General features: G+C 71.3%; 18 protein-coding genes. 12 read left to right on the forward strand and 6 right to left on the reverse strand.

From position 1 onward, the window contains the following. Nucleotides 1-124 precede the first annotated feature (124 nt). From mshD to pstB, 8 genes are all read left to right on the forward strand, one after another. Nucleotides 125-1087, forward strand: coding sequence for a mycothiol synthase (gene mshD / locus AB0O82_RS27090; RefSeq protein WP_363586540.1), 963 nt, complete (start codon nucleotides 125-127; stop codon nucleotides 1085-1087). A gap of 321 nt (nucleotides 1088-1408) precedes the next feature. Continuing rightward, nucleotides 1409-3586: an RNA degradosome polyphosphate kinase gene (locus tag AB0O82_RS27095; RefSeq protein ID WP_363586586.1), complete on the forward strand. Its 2178-nt coding sequence runs from the start codon at nucleotides 1409-1411 to the stop codon at nucleotides 3584-3586. 103 nt (nucleotides 3587-3689) lie between these two features. After that, on the forward strand, nucleotides 3690-4778 hold the full coding sequence (locus AB0O82_RS27100) for a CHAD domain-containing protein (RefSeq protein ID WP_363586541.1): 1089 nt from the start codon (nucleotides 3690-3692) through the stop codon (nucleotides 4776-4778). An 88-nt stretch (nucleotides 4779-4866) separates the two neighbouring features. Then, nucleotides 4867-5289, forward strand: a complete 423-nt coding sequence (locus AB0O82_RS27105) for an NUDIX hydrolase (RefSeq protein WP_363586587.1) — start codon at nucleotides 4867-4869, stop codon at nucleotides 5287-5289. Between the two features lie 243 nt (nucleotides 5290-5532). Further along, nucleotides 5533-6663, forward strand: coding sequence for a phosphate ABC transporter substrate-binding protein PstS (pstS, locus tag AB0O82_RS27110; protein ID WP_363586542.1), 1131 nt, complete (start codon nucleotides 5533-5535; stop codon nucleotides 6661-6663). Between the two features lie 149 nt (nucleotides 6664-6812). Continuing rightward, nucleotides 6813-7790, forward strand: coding sequence for a phosphate ABC transporter permease subunit PstC (gene pstC / locus AB0O82_RS27115; protein WP_363586543.1), 978 nt, complete (start codon nucleotides 6813-6815; stop codon nucleotides 7788-7790). Continuing rightward, nucleotides 7787-8863, forward strand: coding sequence for a phosphate ABC transporter permease PstA (pstA, locus tag AB0O82_RS27120; RefSeq protein ID WP_363586544.1), 1077 nt, complete (start codon nucleotides 7787-7789; stop codon nucleotides 8861-8863). The genes pstC and pstA overlap by 4 nt, the downstream gene beginning before the upstream one ends. 43 nt (nucleotides 8864-8906) lie before the next feature. Continuing rightward, the gene (pstB, locus tag AB0O82_RS27125; RefSeq protein WP_063348284.1) at nucleotides 8907-9683 is read left to right on the forward strand and encodes a phosphate ABC transporter ATP-binding protein PstB; all 777 of its coding nucleotides are present in this window, start codon (nucleotides 8907-8909) and stop codon (nucleotides 9681-9683) included. A 157-nt stretch (nucleotides 9684-9840) separates the two neighbouring features. On the opposite strand, the gene AB0O82_RS27130 is transcribed toward pstB, so the two are convergent. Both AB0O82_RS27130 and AB0O82_RS27135 read right to left on the reverse strand, forming a co-directional pair. Beyond that, the gene (locus tag AB0O82_RS27130; RefSeq protein ID WP_063348283.1) at nucleotides 9841-10836 is read right to left on the reverse strand and encodes an inorganic phosphate transporter; all 996 of its coding nucleotides are present in this window, start codon (nucleotides 10834-10836) and stop codon (nucleotides 9841-9843) included. A 5-nt stretch (nucleotides 10837-10841) separates the two neighbouring features. Next, nucleotides 10842-11462: a DUF47 family protein gene (locus AB0O82_RS27135; RefSeq protein WP_063348282.1), complete on the reverse strand. Its 621-nt coding sequence runs from the start codon at nucleotides 11460-11462 to the stop codon at nucleotides 10842-10844. Nucleotides 11463-11876: 414 nt separating this feature from the next. Here AB0O82_RS27135 and AB0O82_RS27140 point away from each other — a divergent pair, with 414 nt between their 5' ends. Further along, entirely contained in the window at nucleotides 11877-12269 is a 393-nt protein-coding gene (locus AB0O82_RS27140; protein WP_363586545.1) for a metal-sensitive transcriptional regulator, read from the forward strand. 70 nt (nucleotides 12270-12339) lie between these two features. On the opposite strand, the gene AB0O82_RS27145 is transcribed toward AB0O82_RS27140, so the two are convergent. Both AB0O82_RS27145 and AB0O82_RS27150 read right to left on the reverse strand, forming a co-directional pair. Beyond that, nucleotides 12340-12540, reverse strand: a complete 201-nt coding sequence (locus tag AB0O82_RS27145) for a hypothetical protein (protein WP_363586546.1) — start codon at nucleotides 12538-12540, stop codon at nucleotides 12340-12342. 196 nt (nucleotides 12541-12736) lie between these two features. Then, nucleotides 12737-13636, reverse strand: coding sequence for a hypothetical protein (locus AB0O82_RS27150; protein ID WP_363586547.1), 900 nt, complete (start codon nucleotides 13634-13636; stop codon nucleotides 12737-12739). Nucleotides 13637-13798: 162 nt separating this feature from the next. Here AB0O82_RS27150 and AB0O82_RS27155 point away from each other — a divergent pair, with 162 nt between their 5' ends. After that, entirely contained in the window at nucleotides 13799-13996 is a 198-nt protein-coding gene (locus AB0O82_RS27155) for a hypothetical protein (RefSeq protein WP_363586548.1), read from the forward strand. A 14-nt stretch (nucleotides 13997-14010) separates the two neighbouring features. Here AB0O82_RS27155 and AB0O82_RS27160 read toward each other — a convergent pair whose 3' ends face one another. Together AB0O82_RS27160 and AB0O82_RS27165 are read right to left on the reverse strand one after the other, a co-directional pair. Continuing rightward, on the reverse strand, nucleotides 14011-14724 hold the full coding sequence (locus AB0O82_RS27160) for a phosphatase PAP2 family protein (RefSeq protein ID WP_363586549.1): 714 nt from the start codon (nucleotides 14722-14724) through the stop codon (nucleotides 14011-14013). Nucleotides 14725-14909: 185 nt separating this feature from the next. Continuing rightward, nucleotides 14910-16145, reverse strand: coding sequence for a bifunctional lytic transglycosylase/C40 family peptidase (locus AB0O82_RS27165; protein ID WP_363586588.1), 1236 nt, complete (start codon nucleotides 16143-16145; stop codon nucleotides 14910-14912). 248 nt (nucleotides 16146-16393) lie between these two features. Here AB0O82_RS27165 and AB0O82_RS27170 point away from each other — a divergent pair, with 248 nt between their 5' ends. Together AB0O82_RS27170 and AB0O82_RS27175 are read left to right on the forward strand one after the other, a co-directional pair. Next, nucleotides 16394-16744 (forward strand): hypothetical protein, encoded by a 351-nt coding sequence (locus AB0O82_RS27170; RefSeq protein WP_350885142.1) that lies wholly within the window; start codon nucleotides 16394-16396, stop codon nucleotides 16742-16744. 168 nt (nucleotides 16745-16912) lie between these two features. Further along, nucleotides 16913-17728, forward strand: a complete 816-nt coding sequence (locus tag AB0O82_RS27175; RefSeq protein ID WP_363586550.1) for a hypothetical protein — start codon at nucleotides 16913-16915, stop codon at nucleotides 17726-17728. Nucleotides 17729-17821 lie beyond the last annotated feature (93 nt).

Consider the following 17821-nt stretch of genomic DNA (forward strand, 5'->3'; position numbering starts at 1 on the left):
CGATGGTACTGCAGGGGGGACCCTGTGGGAGAGTAGGACGCCGCCGAACAATCATTCACAGAGAACCCCCATCCGGGAAACCGGATGGGGGTTCTCTGCATTTCCGGTGACGTATCGTCGGGGCATGGACGATCAGACAGCGGTCATTGCGAACAGTGTGCTCCGCCCCGAGCAGCGCGACGGCGCCCTGCGCGTTCTGGCGGACGCCCAGGCGGTGGACGGCCGGGCTGCCGTGTCCGAGCAGGGCCGGCTTCGGCTGCGTTCCTCGGACACTCCGCGCCCCGGCGTGAGCCACTTCATCGAGAGCGAGCACGGCGCCGCCGTCGGTTACGGACAGCTCGAAGTCCCGGAGGGCCCCGGGGCCAACCCCGCCGCCGAGCTGGTGGTCGACCCGGCCGCCCGCGGCCGCGGCCTGGCCCGGCCGCTGGTGGACGCGGTGCTGGCACAGGCCCACCGGGCCGGCCGTGACGCGGTGGACTTCTGGGTGCACGGTGGTCACCCGGCGGCCCGGCACCTGGCCGGCCGGTACGGGGCCGAGCTGGTGCGCGAGCTGCGGCAGATGCGCCGCAGCGGGCCGCAGACCGAGGCCGTCGCCATCCCCGAGGGCGTCGAGCTCCGGACCTTCCGCCCCGGCGAGGACGACGCCGAGTGGCTGCGGTTGAACGCGCTGGCCTTCGCCCACCACCCGGAGCAGGGCTCCTGGACGGAGCGGGACCTGGCCGAGCGGCTGGCCGAGCCCTGGTTCGATCCGGCCGGCTTCTTCCTCGCCACCCGGGGCGGCAAGGTGGTCGGCTTCCACTGGACCAAGGTGCACCCGGCCACCGCCACCGAGCCTGCGCTCGGCGAGGTCTACGTGGTCGGGGTGGACCCGGCGGAGCAGGGCAGCGGTCTCGGCCGTGCCCTGACCGCTGCCGGTCTGCGTCACCTGACCGGTTCGGACGCCGGCGAGCGCGGACTGGAGACGGTCCTGCTCTACGTCGACGCCGACAATCCGGCCGCGGTGCGGGTATATGAACGACTGGGGTTCACCATCCACGAGGTGGACCTCATGTACCGCGTCCAGTACCGCGAGGACCAGGCGGCCTAGGACCCGGACAGGACCTACGGGACCGGGCAGGACCTAGCGGCTCCGGGCGGTCCGGGGCAAGGGGCCGGACGTCACCGGCCCTTGCCCCGACCGACTCAGCTTTCCTCCTGGCCATGCGGTGTTTACCGTGGATTCAATTGCTGCCGCGAAGATCACAGGATGAAGTCCGTAGTGTCTCGCTCGTGCAGAGTCGACCGCCACGCGCCGGCCGGCCCTGTACGGACCGCGCCCGGCGGGTGGGCGTTGGCCCTGGGCGAGGACGACGGCCCGCAGAGCCATTCGCGTCCGGACGACGTCCTGCTGCTGGAGGAGCTGGAGCCCATGAGCATCCCCCGCCCCGTCTCTGCCTCGCTGTCCCCGCCGGCCAGGATGTCCGGTGCGCTGGGGATACCGCCCGAGCTGCCGGCCGAGGACGAGCAGGAGTTCGACGCACTGCCGCAGGGCCGCTTCCTGGACCGCGAGCGCAGTTGGCTCGCGTTCAACGAGCGCGTCCTGGAGCTGGCCGAGGATCCTGGGATCCCGCTGCTGGAGCGGGCCAAGTTCCTCGCCATCTTCGCGAGCAACCTGGACGAGTTCTTCATGGTCAGGGTGGCCGGGCTGAAGCGCCGGATCGCGACGGGCGTCGCCCAGCGCAGCGCGTCCGGCCTCCAGCCGCGCGAGGTGCTGGACCTGATCTGGACCCGCTCGCGCGAGCTGATGGCGCGGCACGCCGCCGCCTTCCAGCAGGAGGTGCTGCCGGACCTCGCCACCGAGGGCATCGAGGTGGTCCGCTGGCCGGAGCTGGCCGAGAAGGAGCAGGCCCGGCTGCACACCCTGTTCCGGCAGAAAATCTTCCCGGTCCTCACCCCGCTGGCGGTCGACCCGGCGCACCCCTTCCCGTACATATCGGGGCTCTCGCTCAACCTGGCCGTGGTGGTGCGCAATCCGGTCTCGGGGCACAAGCACTTCGCCCGGGTGAAGGTGCCGCAGTCGCTGGCCCGCTTCCTGGAGGCCTCGCCGCAGCGTTACGTCCCGCTGGAGGACGTGATGGGCGCGCACCTGGAGGAGCTGTTCCCGGGCATGGAGGTGCTCGCCCACCACGCCTTCCGGGTGACCCGCAACGAGGACCTGGAGGTGGAGGAGGACGACACCGAGAACATCCTCAAGGCCCTGGAGAAGGAGCTGATGCGGCGGCGCTTCGGCCCGCCGGTGCGGCTGGAGGTCGAGGAGTCGATCGACCCCTACATCCTGGACCTGCTGGTGCGGGAGCTGAACATCACCGAGGCGGAGGTCTTCCCGCTGCCCGGTCCGCTCGACCTGACCGGTCTGTTCGGGATCGCCGAACTGGACCGCCCGGAGCTGAAGTACCCGAAGTTCGTGGCGGGCACCGCCCGCGGGCTGACGGACGTCGAGTCGGCGTCCCAGCCGGACATCTTCGCCGCGATGCGCGAGCGGGACGTCCTGCTGCACCACCCGTACGACAGCTTCTCCACCTCGGTGCAGGCCTTCCTGGAGCAGGCCGCCGCCGACCCGGACGTCCTGGCGATCAAGCAGACGCTGTACCGCACCTCCGGCGACTCGCCGATCGTGGACGCGCTGATAGACGCGGCGGAGTCGGGCAAGCAGGTGCTGGTCCTGGTCGAGATCAAGGCGCGCTTCGACGAGCAGGCCAACATCAAGTGGGCCCGCAAGCTGGAGGAGGCCGGCTGCCACGTCGTCTACGGCCTGGTCGGGCTGAAGACGCACTGCAAGCTGTCGCTGGTGGTCCGGCAGGAGGGTGACACCCTGCGCCGCTACTCGCACGTCGGCACCGGCAACTACCACCCGAAGACCGCCCGGCTGTACGAGGACCTGGGGCTGCTGACCTCGGACCCGCAGGTCGGCGCCGACCTCTCGGACCTCTTCAACCGGCTGTCCGGCTACTCGCGCCGGGAGTCCTACCGCCGCCTGCTGACCGCCCCGCGCGGCCTGCGCGACGGGCTGGTCTCCCGGATCCACAACGAGATCGCCCACCACCGGGCCGGCCGGCCGGCGTACGTGAAGATCAAGGTCAACTCGATCGTCGACGAGGCCGTGATCGACGCGCTGTACCGGGCCTCGCAGGCCGGCGTGCCGGTCGACGTCTGGGTACGCGGGATCTGCGCGATCCGGCCGGGCGTGCCGGGGCTGAGCGAGAACGTCCGGGTCCGCAGCATCCTGGGCCGCTTCCTGGAGCACTCCCGGGTCTTCGTGTTCGGCAACAACGGCGATCCGGAGGTCTGGATCGGCAGCGCCGACATGATGCACCGCAACCTGGACCGCCGGATCGAGGCACTGATGCGGATCACCGACCCGGCCCACCGGGCCGAGCTGTCCGGCCTGATCGACCTCGGGATGTCGGACGAGACCGAGTCCTGGCACCTGGGGCAGGACGGCGCGTGGACCCGCCACTCGCAGGACGCCGAGAGCCGGCCGCTGCGGCACGTCCAGGATCTGCTGATCGACTCGCGCCTGCGCCGCCGGGCCGCCGCCTCGCGCTGACGCGACCACTGATGCGAGCCGCTGGAACCGCAGGGGACCGGTTCCAGCGGTCGGCCACCAGCCCCGGGGGGACGAACCCGGGGGAACGGGGATCTACCACGCCATGACCGATGCGCCGATGACGGCCCAGGCGGCCGCCACCACGACCGCCGGGGACATCCTCTCCAGCCACCTCACCGCCCAGGCCGGCGCGTTCCTGCGCGCCCTGCCGCTGACGGTGGGCGAGGTCGGCGCCAGACCGGGGACGGCCGCGGTCGTCCCGGCGGCCGGCACCGCCGACCTGCTGCGGGCGGTCCGGCGGATCGGCGGGCTGCTGCACACCTTCGGCTCCGTCTTCGAGCAGGCCTGGGCCCAGGAATCGCGCACCGAGCTGCGCTGGCTGCTCAACCTGCTGGCGCTGGAGCCCGGTTACGTCCGCCGCTCGGCCCGGCTGCTGGGCGCGCTGGACTCGCTGAGCGGCAGCGATCCGGACGGGACGGGCATGCTGGCCGGGCACGTCGGGGCGCCCAAGGCGCGGGCGCTGCTGGACCGGCAGCTGACCCTGGCCCGGACCAGGGCGCACTCCTCGGTGCTCCAGGAGCTCCGGTCGGCCCGGCTGCACGCGCTGGCGGACCGGATGACGCTGCTGGTCGGCGACGCCCCGCTGCTGGAGTCGGCGGGCGGCCGGGCGCCCGCGGTGCTGCTGCCGCAGGCGGCCGCCGCGTTCACGGCGCTGTCGGCGAGCGCCCAGCAGCTGCCGCTGCACCGGGCGGCCACGCCGTACGGAGGTGACGGGCTGCGCCGGCTGGGCGCCGTCCCGGCGGCGCGCGGCGCGGTGGACGCGGACACGGCGCTGGCGGCCGACGACGCGCCGTGGGCACGGACGCGCATCCTGGTGAAGCGGGCCCGGTACGCGCTGGAGGTGTGCGGTCGCGGGTCCGCCGAACTGGACGAGTTGGACGGGGTGTTGGGCCGGCACCAGGAGGCGGCGGACGCCGCGGTCACCGCGGCCACCGCCGCGCGGACCCCGCGGATCACCCCGGCGACCGCCTACGTGCTGGGCGTGGTGCATGCTGATCAGCGACTGGAGGTGGAGGCGGCGCGGTACGCCTTCGGCCGCCGGTGGTCCGACCTCCCGCCCGGCCTGGACGGCTGGCCGGACCTCCCCCCTGCCGAGGGCTGGGGGCATTCCCCCGCACCACGGACGGCCTGAATTGCGCGATCGCCTGAGCACCGGGCCGGCAGCGGACGCACCCGCGACCGGGGCGGGGCACGCCCGGGTGATCCTGGCGGCGGGTGCGGTGCTGTGGCTGCCGGGACGGCCGAAGAAGAGCGGCCGGCTGGGGCGGCCGCGGATCGCGGTGATCCACCGGCCCAAGTACGACGACTGGAGTCTGCCGAAGGGCAAGCTCGACCCGGGGGAGGGAGTGGTCGCGGCGGCGCTGCGCGAGGTGCGCGAGGAGACCGGGTTCGCCTGCCTGCTCGGTCCGGAGCTGCCGGCCCAGCACTACCTGGCGCAGGGCCGGCCGAAGGAGGTGCGCTACTGGGCGGCGGTGCCGTCGAGCGGGGCGTTCCGGCCGAACCGCGAGGTGGACCGGCTGGAGTGGCTGCCCGCCGGAAAGGCCCGCGCCCGGTTGACGCACGACCGCGACCGGTTGCTGGTCGACGCCCTGCTGGCGATCCTGGGTGCGAAGCCCGTACGGGCGAGTGATCACCCTCGGTGACGGGACGGTGGAAGTGATCTCGTCGCGCCCTCGCCGTGACGCAACCGTGACTACCTGGCGTAGTTTCCTGTCATCCTTTCGAGGTTCACTCTCCGTTCACTTGTGACCGGCTGTCGTGTCACCTACCCGGCCTAACTTCGGGTTTACCGGAGGGCCGAACGGGCCCCGGACCACAGCAGAACCCGCGCCCGCCGTCCTCGCACGGCCCGCGCGACGGGCAATGCCACAGAAAGGGACACCCCTGTGAAGCTCCAGCGGAACGGCCGCTCCAAGGCCCTCGCCATCGGTGCCATGGCGCTCGTCAGCTCGCTGTCGCTCGCTGCCTGCGGCTCGGACGACAACGGTGCCAAGGCCGCCGGTGGCTCCAGCGGCTCCGCTTCGGCCGCCGCGGTCAACTGTGGCAAGGGCGGGACGCTGCTCGCTGCGGGCTCGACGGCTCAGGCCAACGCGATCGACGTGTGGAAGACCACCTACGGCGCGTCCTGCTCCGGCACCACCGTCAACTACAGCGGTGGCGGTTCCGGCGCCGGTGTGCAGCAGTTCAACCAGGGCAAGGTCGCCTTCGCCGGCACCGACTTCGCGCTCAAGCCCGCCGACGTCGACACCTCCAAGACGGTCTGCACCGGCGGCAAGGCGATCGACCTGCCGCTGGTCGCGGGTCTCGTCTCGCTGGTCTACAACGTCGACAACGTCGACAACCTGGTCCTGGACGGCCCGACCTCCGCCAAGATCTTCGACTCGCAGATCACCAAGTGGAACGACCCCGCGATCGCCGCCCTGAACCCGGGCGTGCAGCTGCCGGACGCCGAGATCCAGACCGTCCACCGCTCGGACGACTCCGGGACCTCGTACAACCTCACCTCCTACTTCGCCAAGACCTCCGGTGGCGCCTGGAGCGCCGCGCCGGACAAGGCGTGGAAGGGCAAGGGCGGCCAGTCCGCCCAGGGCAGCGCCGGCGTCTCCGCGCAGATCAAGCAGGTCAAGAACTCCATCGGCTACGCCGAGCTGTCCTACGCGCAGAGCAACAACCTCAAGAGCGCCAAGATCGCCACCGGTGCGGCCAAGCCCGTCGAGGCGACCGCGGCCAACGCCGCCCTCACCTTCGCCTCCTCCACCGTCGTGGGCACCGACGGCGACCTCGCCCTCTCCCTGGACTACGGGACCAAGGCCGACAACGCCTACCCGATCATCCTGGTGACCTACGAGATCGCCTGCGACAAGGGCAACAAGCCGGAGAACCTCGAGAACCTGAAGTCCTTCCTGACCTACGCCATCAGCGACGCCGCGCAGAAGGCGATCGGCGACAAGGGCTACGTCCCGCTCCCCGCCGCCATCAGCGACAAGGTCAAGGCCGCCGTCTCCTCCCTGGCCTGACCCGACAGGAGCACCGGTGGGACGGCCCCGTGAGCGAGGGGGGCCGGGGTCGTCCCACCGGAACGCACCGACCCAGCACCAACGTCCGGGGCACCGCCGCCATGGTGCCGTCCCCCTTCCGGGGCGGCACCACCAGACCGGAGTAGACAATGACTTCATCCTCCCCTGCCGCCCCGCGAGGCAGGGAACGCCGACCGCGCGACAGCCGCTTCGGCGACAAGATCTTCATGAACCTCGCCCGCGGTTCGGGCATCCTGCTGCTGGTCATCATGGCCGCGATCGCCGGCTTCCTGGCCTGGCGCGCGGGCCTGGCCCTCAGCACCAACGAGGGCAACTTCCTCACCACCTTCGAGTGGACGCCGGACGCCACGAAGCCGGTCTTCGGCATCGCCGTCCTGGCCTTCGGCACCCTCGTCAGCGCCGTCATCGCGATGACGATCGCCGTCCCGGTGGCCATCGGGATCGCGCTGTTCATCTCGCACTACGCGCCGCGGAAGATCGCCCAGCCGTTCGCCTACCTGGTCGACCTGCTCGCCGCCGTCCCCAGCATCGTCTACGGCCTGTGGGGCGCGCTCTTCCTGGTCCCGCACATGGACGGCCTGACCAGCTGGCTCAACCAGTACCTCGGCTGGACGTACCTCTTCGACCAGACCAAGACCGGCACCCCGCGCAACCTGTTCACCGTCGGCATCCTGCTGGCGATCATGGTCCTGCCGATCATCACGGCGGTCTCCCGCGAGGTGTTCCGCCAGGTGCCGCGGATGCAGGAGGAGGCGGCGCTCGCGCTCGGCGCGACCCGCTGGGAGATGATCCGCACCGCGGTGCTGCCGTTCGGCCGCCCCGGCATCATCTCGGCCTCGATGCTCGGCCTCGGGCGCGCGCTCGGCGAGACCATCGCCGTCGCTGTGGTGCTGTCCGCGAGCAACGTGCTCTCGCTGCACATCCTCGACGCGGGCGGCGGCACCTTCGCGCAGAACATCGCGCTGAAGTTCGCCGAGGCCGGCAACAACGGGCGCGACGCCCTGATGGCCTCCGGCCTCGTCCTGTTCGTCATCACCCTGCTGGTGAACGGTGCCGCGCGACTGATCATCGCCCGCCGCAAGGAGTACTCGGGGGCCAACGCATGACCGCGGCAACGACTTCCGTCACGGCCGACGCCCGGCCGCTCAGCCGGTCCCTGACCGCCAACCGGCTGCCCAAGTGGGCCCCGGCCGCCGTCGCGGTCGGCTCGATCGCGGTCGGCTGCGGGACCGGCGCCGCCGCGGGGCTGGAGAGCCACCTGCAGTGGGGCCTGATCTCGGCCCTGCTGTTCCTGCTGGTCAGCTACGGCGTCTCGGCCCAGGTCGAGGGCCGCCGCCAGGCCAAGGACCGGTTCGCCACCTCGGTGGTCTGGGTCGCCTTCATCCTGGCCGTCGTCCCGCTGATCTCCCTGACGGTCTACACGGTCCAGCAGGGCATCGGCGTGGTGAACGGGAACTTCCTGAGCCACTCGATGAAGGGCGTGATCGCCTCCGGCCCCGGCGGCGGCATCTACCACGCGCTGCTCGGCACCATGCAGCAGGTCGCCCTGGCCACCGCAATGGCCGCCCCGGTGGGTCTGCTGACCGCCGTCTACCTGGTCGAGTACGGCCGCGGCACGCTCGCCAAGACCGTCACCTTCTTCGTCGACGTCATGACGGGCATCCCGTCGATCGTCGCCGGTCTGTTCGTCCTCTCGCTCTGGAACATCGCCCTGGGCTTCAGCTACTCGGGCTTCTCGGGCAGCCTCGCACTGGCGATCCTGATGATGCCGGTCGTGGTCCGGTCCACCGAGGAGATGCTCAAGCTCGTCCCGAACGAGCTGCGCGAGGCCTCGTACGCGCTCGGCGTGCCGAAGTGGAAGACCATCCTGCGGATCGTCCTCCCCACCGCGATCGGCGGCATCACCACCGGCGTGATGCTGGCGGTCGCCCGCATCACGGGCGAGACCGCCCCGGTGCTGATGCTGGTCTTCGGCGCCGACGCCATCAACAGCAACCCGTTCGACGGACCGCAGCAGTCCCTGCCGATGTACATCTGGCAGCAGTACTCGGTGGTCAACAACGACTTCGGCTACGCCCGCGCCTGGGGCGCCGCGCTGGTGCTGATCGCCTTCGTGATGGGGCTCAACCTCATCGCCCGGGGCATCGCACGCTGGCGCTCGCCCAAGGGCGGACACTGAGCGACCGACTGACGTACGAAGACAGACGAGAGAAGCAACGATCATGGCCAAGCGCATCGACGTCAGCGGACTGTCCGCCTACTACGGCACCACCAAGGCCATCGAGGACATCTCGATGAGCATCGAACCCCGCTCGGTGACCGCCTTCATCGGCCCCTCCGGCTGCGGCAAGTCCACCTTCCTGCGCACCCTCAACCGGATGCACGAGGTGATCCCCGGCGCCCGGGTCGAGGGCAAGGTCCTCCTGGACGACGAGAACCTCTACGCCTCGAACGTCGACCCGGTCGCCGTCCGCCGTTCGGTCGGGATGGTCTTCCAGCGCCCGAACCCGTTCCCGACCATGTCGATCTACGACAACGTGATCGCCGGGCTCAAGCTCGCGGGCGTGCGCAAGAAGTCCGTCCTGGACGAGGTGGTCGAGCGCTCGCTGAAGGGCGCCAACCTCTGGAACGAGGTTCACACCCGGCTGAACAAGCCGGGGGCCGGCCTCTCCGGCGGCCAGCAGCAGCGGCTGTGCATCGCCCGCGCCATCGCGGTCGAGCCGCAGGTCCTGCTGATGGACGAGCCCTGCTCCGCGCTCGACCCGATCTCCACCCTCGCGATCGAGGACCTGATCGGCGAGCTCAAGTCGCAGTTCACCATCGTCATCGTGACCCACAACATGCAGCAGGCGGCCCGCGTCAGCGACCGCACCGCCTTCTTCAACCTGGCCGGCGTCGGCCAGCCGGGCAAGCTGGTCGAGCTGGACGACACCCAGCGGATCTTCTCCAACCCGTCGGTCCAGGCGACCGAGGACTACATCTCCGGCCGCTTCGGCTAGGCCGTACCCCCGCCACGAGCCGACGGACCGCGGTGTCCGGAGGCGAACGGCGAGCACACAGGCTGCTCCGCGGTGCTGCATGGCGGTGCCGCCGTGGAGCATGAAGAAGGGCCCGCCCCCGAGATGTGGGGGCGGGCCCTGTCACGTGCGGGGCCGGTCAGCCCCAGAACAGGTGGGCGAACCAGTACACCAGCGCTGCGACGATGGCGGCCGCCGGCATCGTGATGAACCAGCCGAGCACGATGTTCTTGGCGACGCCCCAGCGCACCGCGCGGATCCGCTTGGTGGCTCCCGCGCCCATGATCGCCGCGGTGATCACGTGGGTGGTGGAGATCGGAGCCTTGAAGACGAACGAGGTGACGTACATGACCGTCGCGGCGGTGGCCTCGGCGGCGAAGCCCTGCGGCGGATCCAGCTCGATGATCTTGCGGCCGAGCGTCCGCATGATCCGCCAGCCGCCCGCGTAGGTGCCCAGCGAGAGCATCGTGGCGCAGGAGATCTTCACCCACACCGGGATGCCCTCGCCGGAGTGGTGGCCGGAGATGGTGAGCGCCATCACCACGATGCCCATGGTCTTCTGCGCGTCCTGCAGACCGTGCGCCAGCGCCATCGCGGCGGCCGAGGCGGTCTGGGCGACCCGGAAGTTACGCTTGGCCTTGTGCGGGTTGGCCCGGCGGAAGATCCACAGGATCGCCAGCATCACCAGGAAGCCGCCGACCAGGCCGACCACCGGCGAGACGATCATCGGGATGACGATCTTGTCGAGGACGCCGCCCCAGATCACGTCGATGCCGCCGGCCATGGCCGCGCCCACCATGCCGCCGAACAGCGCGTGCGAGGAGGAGGACGGCAGGCCGAAGTACCAGGTGACCAGGTTCCAGGCGATCGCCCCGACCAGTGCGGCGAACAGGATCACCATGCCCCGGTCGCCGGTGGGGGTCTCGATGATCCCCTGGGAGACGGTGTGCGCCACGCCGCTGCCGAGGAAGGCGCCGGCCAGGTTCATCACCGCGGCCATCGCCAGCGCGGCCCTGGGGGTCAGCGCCCGGGTGGAGACCGAGGTGGCGATCGCGTTCGCGGAGTCGTGGAAGCCGTTGGTGTAGGTGAAGAAGAACGCAACGCCGACGACGGCGATGAGTGCTGCCATGTCCACGAGGGTCAGGACTCCTTGACGGCGATGGTCTCCACCGTGTTGGCGACGTGCTCGAACGCGTCCGCCGCCTCCTCAAGAACGTCCACGACCTGCTTGAGCTTGAGCACCTCGATGGCGTCGTACTGGCCGGAGAACAGGTGGGCGAGCAGCTTGCGGTGGATCTGGTCGGCCTGGTTCTCCAGCCGGTTGACCTCGATCCAGTACTCGGTGAGGTTCGACATGCTGCGCAGGTTCGGCATCGCCTCGGCGGTGAGCTCGGCGGCCCGGGCCAGCACCTCGATCTGCTGCTCGATCCCCTTCGGCAGCGTCTGGATGTCGTAGAGGACGACCAGGTCGACGGCCTCCTCCATGAAGTCCATGATGTCGTCCAGCGACGAGGCGAGGTTGTAGATGTCCTCGCGGTCGAAGGGCGTGATGAAGGACGAGTTCAGCTGGTGGAACACGGCATGGGTGGTGTCGTCCCCGGCGTGCTCGGCGGCGCGCATGCGCTCGACGATCTCCGCGCGGGCCGACACGTCTGATCCCAGCAGTTCCAGCAGGAGCTTCGAACCGACGACGAGGTTCTCCGCGGCGGCAGAGAACATGTCGTAGAAGCTCGTCTCCTTCGGGGTCAGGCTAAAACGCACGGAAATCTCCGATGTGCGGGGTAGGGACTGAACGATGCTAGGTGCAACCAAGCGCAATCGCGCAAACGGGGTGGTGATGGTGGAGGCGGAACCTCCTCTTCCGTTCGGCTGCCGCACCAGCTGACCCGGACCGCACACCCAGGTGCGGACGTGAGCCCCCAGTCTGACGGAACCTCGCCCGGATTGTCCCCGTGGTACGTACGGAAGACGGGGGCGCCGCTCAGACGGGTGAACCGCGCGGCGGCCCGCCCGCAGCCCGTTCGCAGACCATCCGGAACCCGTTCGCAAACCGTCCGGAACCCGTCCGGAACCCTTCGGCACATGCCGCGTCGGCCGTCGGAACACCACGGACGGCCCCGGTGTTGGACACTGGTGGCCGACGCAGCCACCAGGCATCCAGACGAAGGCGGGCCGATGACCACGACGCAAGCGCGCACCGAGCCGGACCACGGGCACGGCACCGACGCGCAGGCCGACGCACCCGCCGCCCCCGCGGCCGCCGCAGGACATCAGGGCGGGCACGGTCCGCACGGCTACAGCGCGCAGAAGGACGCCCACCTCAAGCGGCTGCGCCGGATCGAGGGCCAGATCCGGGGCCTCCAGCGCATGGTCGACGAGGACGTCTACTGCATCGACGTGCTCACCCAGGTCTCGGCCGGCACCAAAGCGCTGCAGTCCTTCGCGCTGTCCCTGCTGGAGGAGCACCTGCGGCACTGCGTCGCGGCCGCCGCCGAGGAGGGCGGTGCCGAACTCGACGCCAAGGTCGCGGAGGCCACGGCCGCGATCGGCCGGCTGCTGCGCAGCTGAGGCCGGGCCGGGCGAGCGGGTCCGGGCCGCGCACGCCCCCGGTCGCCGACACCCCCGAGCCGCGAACGCCCTACCCGTCGGCCTGCCGCCAGGCCTCGCCGTCGGTCCGCCCCGGCTCGGTCCGGTCGAGCAGCACCTCGTCGATCCGCTCGGTCGGCAGCCGGTCGCCGGTGCTGGCCGTCGCGGCGATCATCAGCTCGCCGGCCAGATCGATCTCGTCGAGGGCCGCGTCGTCGTGGCCGCCGCTGCGGCCGCCCGTGGACGACACCACCTGCACCACCCCTTCAGTGCCTCGCCAGCCCGGGCGGCAGCCACCCGACGTCCAGCCTAGGCACTTCGGAGCCCGTCCACATGGCACGGACGGGCCATCTCGACGCCGCCGAAACGGGTGACCGCCGCTCCCCGGGCGGCCACCCGCTCCGGCGGCGCCCCGGTTCGCCCCGGCGCCGGAGCCCTGCCCCGGCGGCCTACTTCGGACTTTCCGAGGGCTTCATCGCGTAGATGTCCGAGGCCGGCGGCTCGGCCGCCTCCACCGGCTTGCCGAAGTCCGTCACCGAGGTGGTCGACGTCACCTTCACCTGGTCCTTGGCCTCCTTCGAACCGGCCACCCCGGCGAAGGTGAACACCTCGACCACCTTGTGCAGCCGGCCCTGGTCGTCCAGCCAGGCGTCGTACGGGACCTCCTTCACGGTGAAGGTCTGGGCCCCCATCCGCAGGCCGTCCCCGCCGCGGCCGCCGGTCGCGTCGGCCGCCTTGGCCAGGTCCAGGGTGCCGCGGTAGTGGTGCAGCGCCACCCCGTCGACGGTCTCGGTGCCGACCGCGTCCGCCTTCTGCGCCCCGCGCAGGGCGCCCGCCGCCGAGGCCGGGTCGGTGGCGCCGCTGCTGACCAGGTTGCCGTCCGGCAGCTGGCGCACGTCCAGCTTGACCCACTTGCCCTCGGGCACCTTGGCGCCGCTGTTCTGCAGGTAGACGGTGCCCGGCAGGACCACCTCGACGATCTTCCCGGTGGTCGCCGCGCCCGGCGGCACCTGGACCTCCAGTCGGCCGATCCGCTTCACGTAGTCGTAGCCGCCCGTCCCGGTGAAGACGGCCTTCTTCTCGGACGACTCGGTGACCAACTCGGTGGCGGTGTGCGCGGAGCCGGTGCGGCCGGTGATGTCGGCGGTGTTGCGCACCGCCGTCAGCGGGTCCGCGGCGAGCTGGTCGGGGGCACCCGACTGCTGGTCGGAGGAGCCGCCACCGGAGCCGGCCGCGCAGCCGGCGGACAGGCCGGCCAGGGCGGCGGCGAGCAGGGCGGCCCTGGCCGCCGAACGCAGATGCGGCCGCGGACGGCGCCCCGGCCGTCCGCCACGCTGCTGGTCGGTCATCTTCATCCTCGCGACAACCCCCTCGGGCCCGACTGCCCTGCCGACACCACCAGGTGAACAGAGCTCTTTCCGGGCAAACGAGTTGAGCCGCGAAGGGTTACGCGGAAGAGGTCTTGTGGACGGCATCGCGCGCCCGGCGCCCGGCGCGTTACGGTGAACCACGTGCACAGTGAGCTGCCGGCCTCCCCCGGCACCGCCCGGATGCCCGAACACCGCGTCGCGGTCAGCGAGCGCGGTTCCTTCGCCTTCGCGACCTGCAGCTGCGGCTGGTTCTCACCGGCCCGCCGCTCGCGCGACCTGGTCCGGCGCGAGGGGGACGACCACCTCGCGCTCGCGGAGAGCGGCGGCGGACCGGGGTAGCCGGACCGGGCGGCTCACGCGGCCAGATCGGACTCCGGCGGCTGCTCCTCGGAGCGCACCGCCCCGCGCTCGCGCCCGCGCCGCCGGCCGCGCGGGCCGCCGCCGGCGCGCTCCGGCGCCCGGATCAGTGGGGCGAGGGCGGTCCGGCCCAGCGCGTGGCAGAGCGGGACGAGCACCGCCATCGCGATCGGCGCCAGCAGCAGCACCACCGCGGCGGCGAGCGCGAAGCCGCCGATCACGTCGGTCGGGTAGTGCACGCCCATGAACATCCGGCAGAAGCCCTGCAACAGGGCCAGGCCCCCGGCGATCCAGCCGAGCCGCCGGTTCACCAGGAACAGCGCCACCGCCACGCCCATCGTCATGGTCGAGTGGTCGCTGACGAAGGAGTGGGTGCCTGCCTTGCCGTCCACCAGCACCAGCAGCCCGCTGTGGTCGACGAACGGGCGCGGACGGTTCACGATCGCGGCGATCGGCAGGTTGGCCAGCTCGGCGATGGCGACGGAGAGCGGCACCCAGAGCAGCCCGGCGACGGCCACCGGCGCGTCCGGGCGGCGTCTCGCCTGCAGCCAGGCCACCAGGCCCAGCATCGCCAGGCCGATCAGGATGCCGTACTCACCGATCCACGAGACCAGGTGGTCCAGCCACTGCGGGGAGCGCTTGGCCAGTCCGTTGACGGCGTAGAGCAGGCCGAGGTCGGGGTTGGTCGTGTCGGCAAGCGGCGTCGACACGCCGCACCTCCTTCTGGTCCGCTGCAGCTGTTCGATCCGGTCGGGGCCCTTCCCGGCGCGGGAAGCTGACGGTGGGCCATCGGGACCAACGTCATCGCCGGGGCACAGCGTTCCACGGAAACGCGCGGTTATGGAAACTTGACTCAGCGTCCACAGGGCACTCACACCTCGGGGCCACGGGCGGCTCAGTTCTTCGCCGCCGGCGGCCCCGCCCCGGCGGGGTCCGGGCCGGTCGGGGCGGGCGGCGCGGCGGCCACGGGCGGTCCGGCGGCGGGCCGGGTGGCGGCGCTGCCGGGGCTCACCAGGGCTGCCGGGGCCACCGGGGCCACCGGGGCCGAAGGGGTGGTCGCCGCGGTCGGGCCGGTCGGGCCGGTCGGCGCCGTCGAGCCCGGGCGGCTCGGGGCGCTCACGGAGCCGTCCGCGTTGCGGGCCGGCAGCGCCTGGGCGCCGTCCGAGGTGACCCGGGTCGCGCCGATGTACTCCCTGGTGTCGATCTTGTCGTAGCGGATCACCGCGCCGGTGTGCGGCGCGTTGATCATGTAACCGCCGCCGACGTAGATCCCGACGTGGTGGATGCTCCGCGGATCGTTCAGGTCCGTCGCCCAGAACACCAGGTCGCCCGGCCGCAGCTGGTCGCGCGACGGGTGCGGCCCGGCGTACCACTGGTCGTTCGCCACCCGGGGCAGCGTGATGCCCACGCTGGCGTACGCCGCCTGGGTCAGGCCCGAGCAGTCGAACCGCCCGTTCTGCGAGGGCAGCCCCTCCCCGCCCCACAGGTACGGCGTCCCGAGCTTGCTCTGCGCGAAGTAGATCGCCCCGGCCGACTGCCCGGACACCTCCACCGGCGCCGTGGGCACCGAGAAGCTGCGGGCCATCGCCTGAATGTTCCTCACATAGCCCTGGGTCTCCTTGTACGGCGGCACCCCGTTGTACTTGGTCACCGCGTACGGGCCGGCGTTGTAGGCGGCCAGCAGGTTGGCCTGCCGGTCGCCCGGGACCTTGGCGACGTCCTTCGCGAGCGCGCAGTCGAAGGTGGCCGCCGAGGCGATCGCGTCCAGCGGGTCCCAGACGTCCTTCTTGCCGTCCCCATTGGCGTCCGTGCCGTACGCCGCCCAGGTATCGGGCATGAACTGCGCCATTCCCTGTGCCCCGACGCCCGATTGGGCCTTCGGATCGAAACCGCTTTCCTGGTAGAGCTGTGCCGCGAGCATCGGCGGCGAGATCTCCGGGCAGAGCGCGCCCCACTGCTGGATCGGCGCCTGGAACGCCGCCGGGACCGTCCCCGGCGAGAGTGCGGCGCGATTCGCCGACTGCTGCGGCGTCCCACTCGCCGCGAACGTCCCCACCGTCACCAAACCGAGCAACCCGAACGTCACAACTCCCGCAGCGGCGGCGGCCGTACCGGCCTTCCGGAGTACCATCAGCACCATCCCGACGAATCGTCAGTCGAAGTGTTCCGGAAGGCGTTGCTCACCGCAATCATCAGAGATACAAAGAGTGAGCGCTATCCTTCGTACGGTGGACATCCTCGCGTACGTGCCCGGTGCCTCACGACCAATCCGCGAGAAGTAGCCAAGTCGACATCAGATCTGGCCAAGAATAGGTACCGACCCTTCGCGCGGGCGGGGTCAGGGCCCTTGAATTTGCCTGATCGGGCGGTGAGATGGAAATGAACCTGAGCAGCGTGCACACGAACGCGATCGGCCACCTGGCCGAGGACCCTCCAAAGAAGCCGAATATCGACACCATCATCGGCGGGATCGCCCCGGACTGGGGCCCGTTCGCGACCCTCGGGTCGGAGGCCAGGGTGATGGTCGAGGTCATCATGGCCGTCGCCATCCTCATCTGCCTCGGCATCGCCGTCTGGGGGGCGGCCAAACAGCGGATCGGTGCGACCGCGATGCGCGACAGCTTCGGCGCCGAACAGGGCAAGGGGCTGATCGTCGCCGGTCTGACCGGCGTGTTCATCATTGGATCACTCGGCACTCTGTTCACCATTGTCTACGGCATGGCGATCTGACGATCGGACAGCAGTAGCCAGGCCCGCCCGCCCCGGGGCCAGGTCCCCGTCCGGACCGCCCCGAGCCCACCTGCCAGCAGTCCACCCCCCGTTCCCACCCTCCGTCCGCGCCCGCCCCCGGCGGAGGGCCCCCGGAGCCCCCCGGCTCCCCGCACCAGGAGGGCCGCCGTGCCGTTGTCCGACGACCAGCCGCACACCCGTACGCGGCTGCCGGTCGGCGAACAGCCCTCCTCCCAGCCGACCCCGCGTCAGGCCCGACCGCTCCGCACCCTGCTGACCGTCCTCGTCGTCGTCACCCTGCTCGTCGTGGCCATCGCCATCGCCAACCGCGACAAACCCGACCCCGGCAGCACCGGCCGCTCCGCCGACCACGCCGCCCCCACCGCGCCCGCCGGCGCCGGCCCCGCCCCCAGCGGCGACCAGCCCGTCGGCACCACCACCAACGGCATCGGATCCGGCTACCCGCACACCGACCAGGGCGCCCAGTCCGCCGCCGCCAACTACGCGGTGGCGATCGGCTCCGCCGACATGTTCCGCGCCGACAGCCGCCACGCCATCGTCGCCACCATCGCCGACCCGGGCGCGGTCTCCGGCCTGCAGAGCCGCCTGGACCAGGGGTTCTCTCCCGAGACGGCGGCCAGGTTCGGGGTCGATGCCCAGGGACAGCCGCCCAAGGGGATGGCGTTCGTCAGCCGGACCGTCCCGGTCGGGACCAAGAGCAGCAGTTACACCGCGGAGAGCGTCAAGGTCGACGTCTGGTGCACCGGGTTGTTCGGACTGGCCGGCGAGCGTTCCACCAGGCCGGTGTCCGAGGAGTGGTTCACCCTGACACTCAGCCTGCGGTGGACCGGGACGGACTGGAAACTCACCGACTTCAGCCGAGCAGCCGGTCCGGCGCCGGTTCCGCCGGACCAGCAGGCCGCAACCGCCGAGGAGATCACTGGTGCCGTCGAGCAGTTCGGAGGCTTCCGTTATGCCCGCTGACGGTTGTTCCGGTTTCGTACGGCGGGGCATGAGTCGCCTGGCCGGCGGGGCGCTGTTCGGCGTCCTCACGGTGGTCCTGACGGCCCACCGCGC

The organism is Kitasatospora sp. NPDC088264, from assembly GCF_040685715.1.
Lineage (GTDB): Bacteria > Actinomycetota > Actinomycetes > Streptomycetales > Streptomycetaceae > Kitasatospora.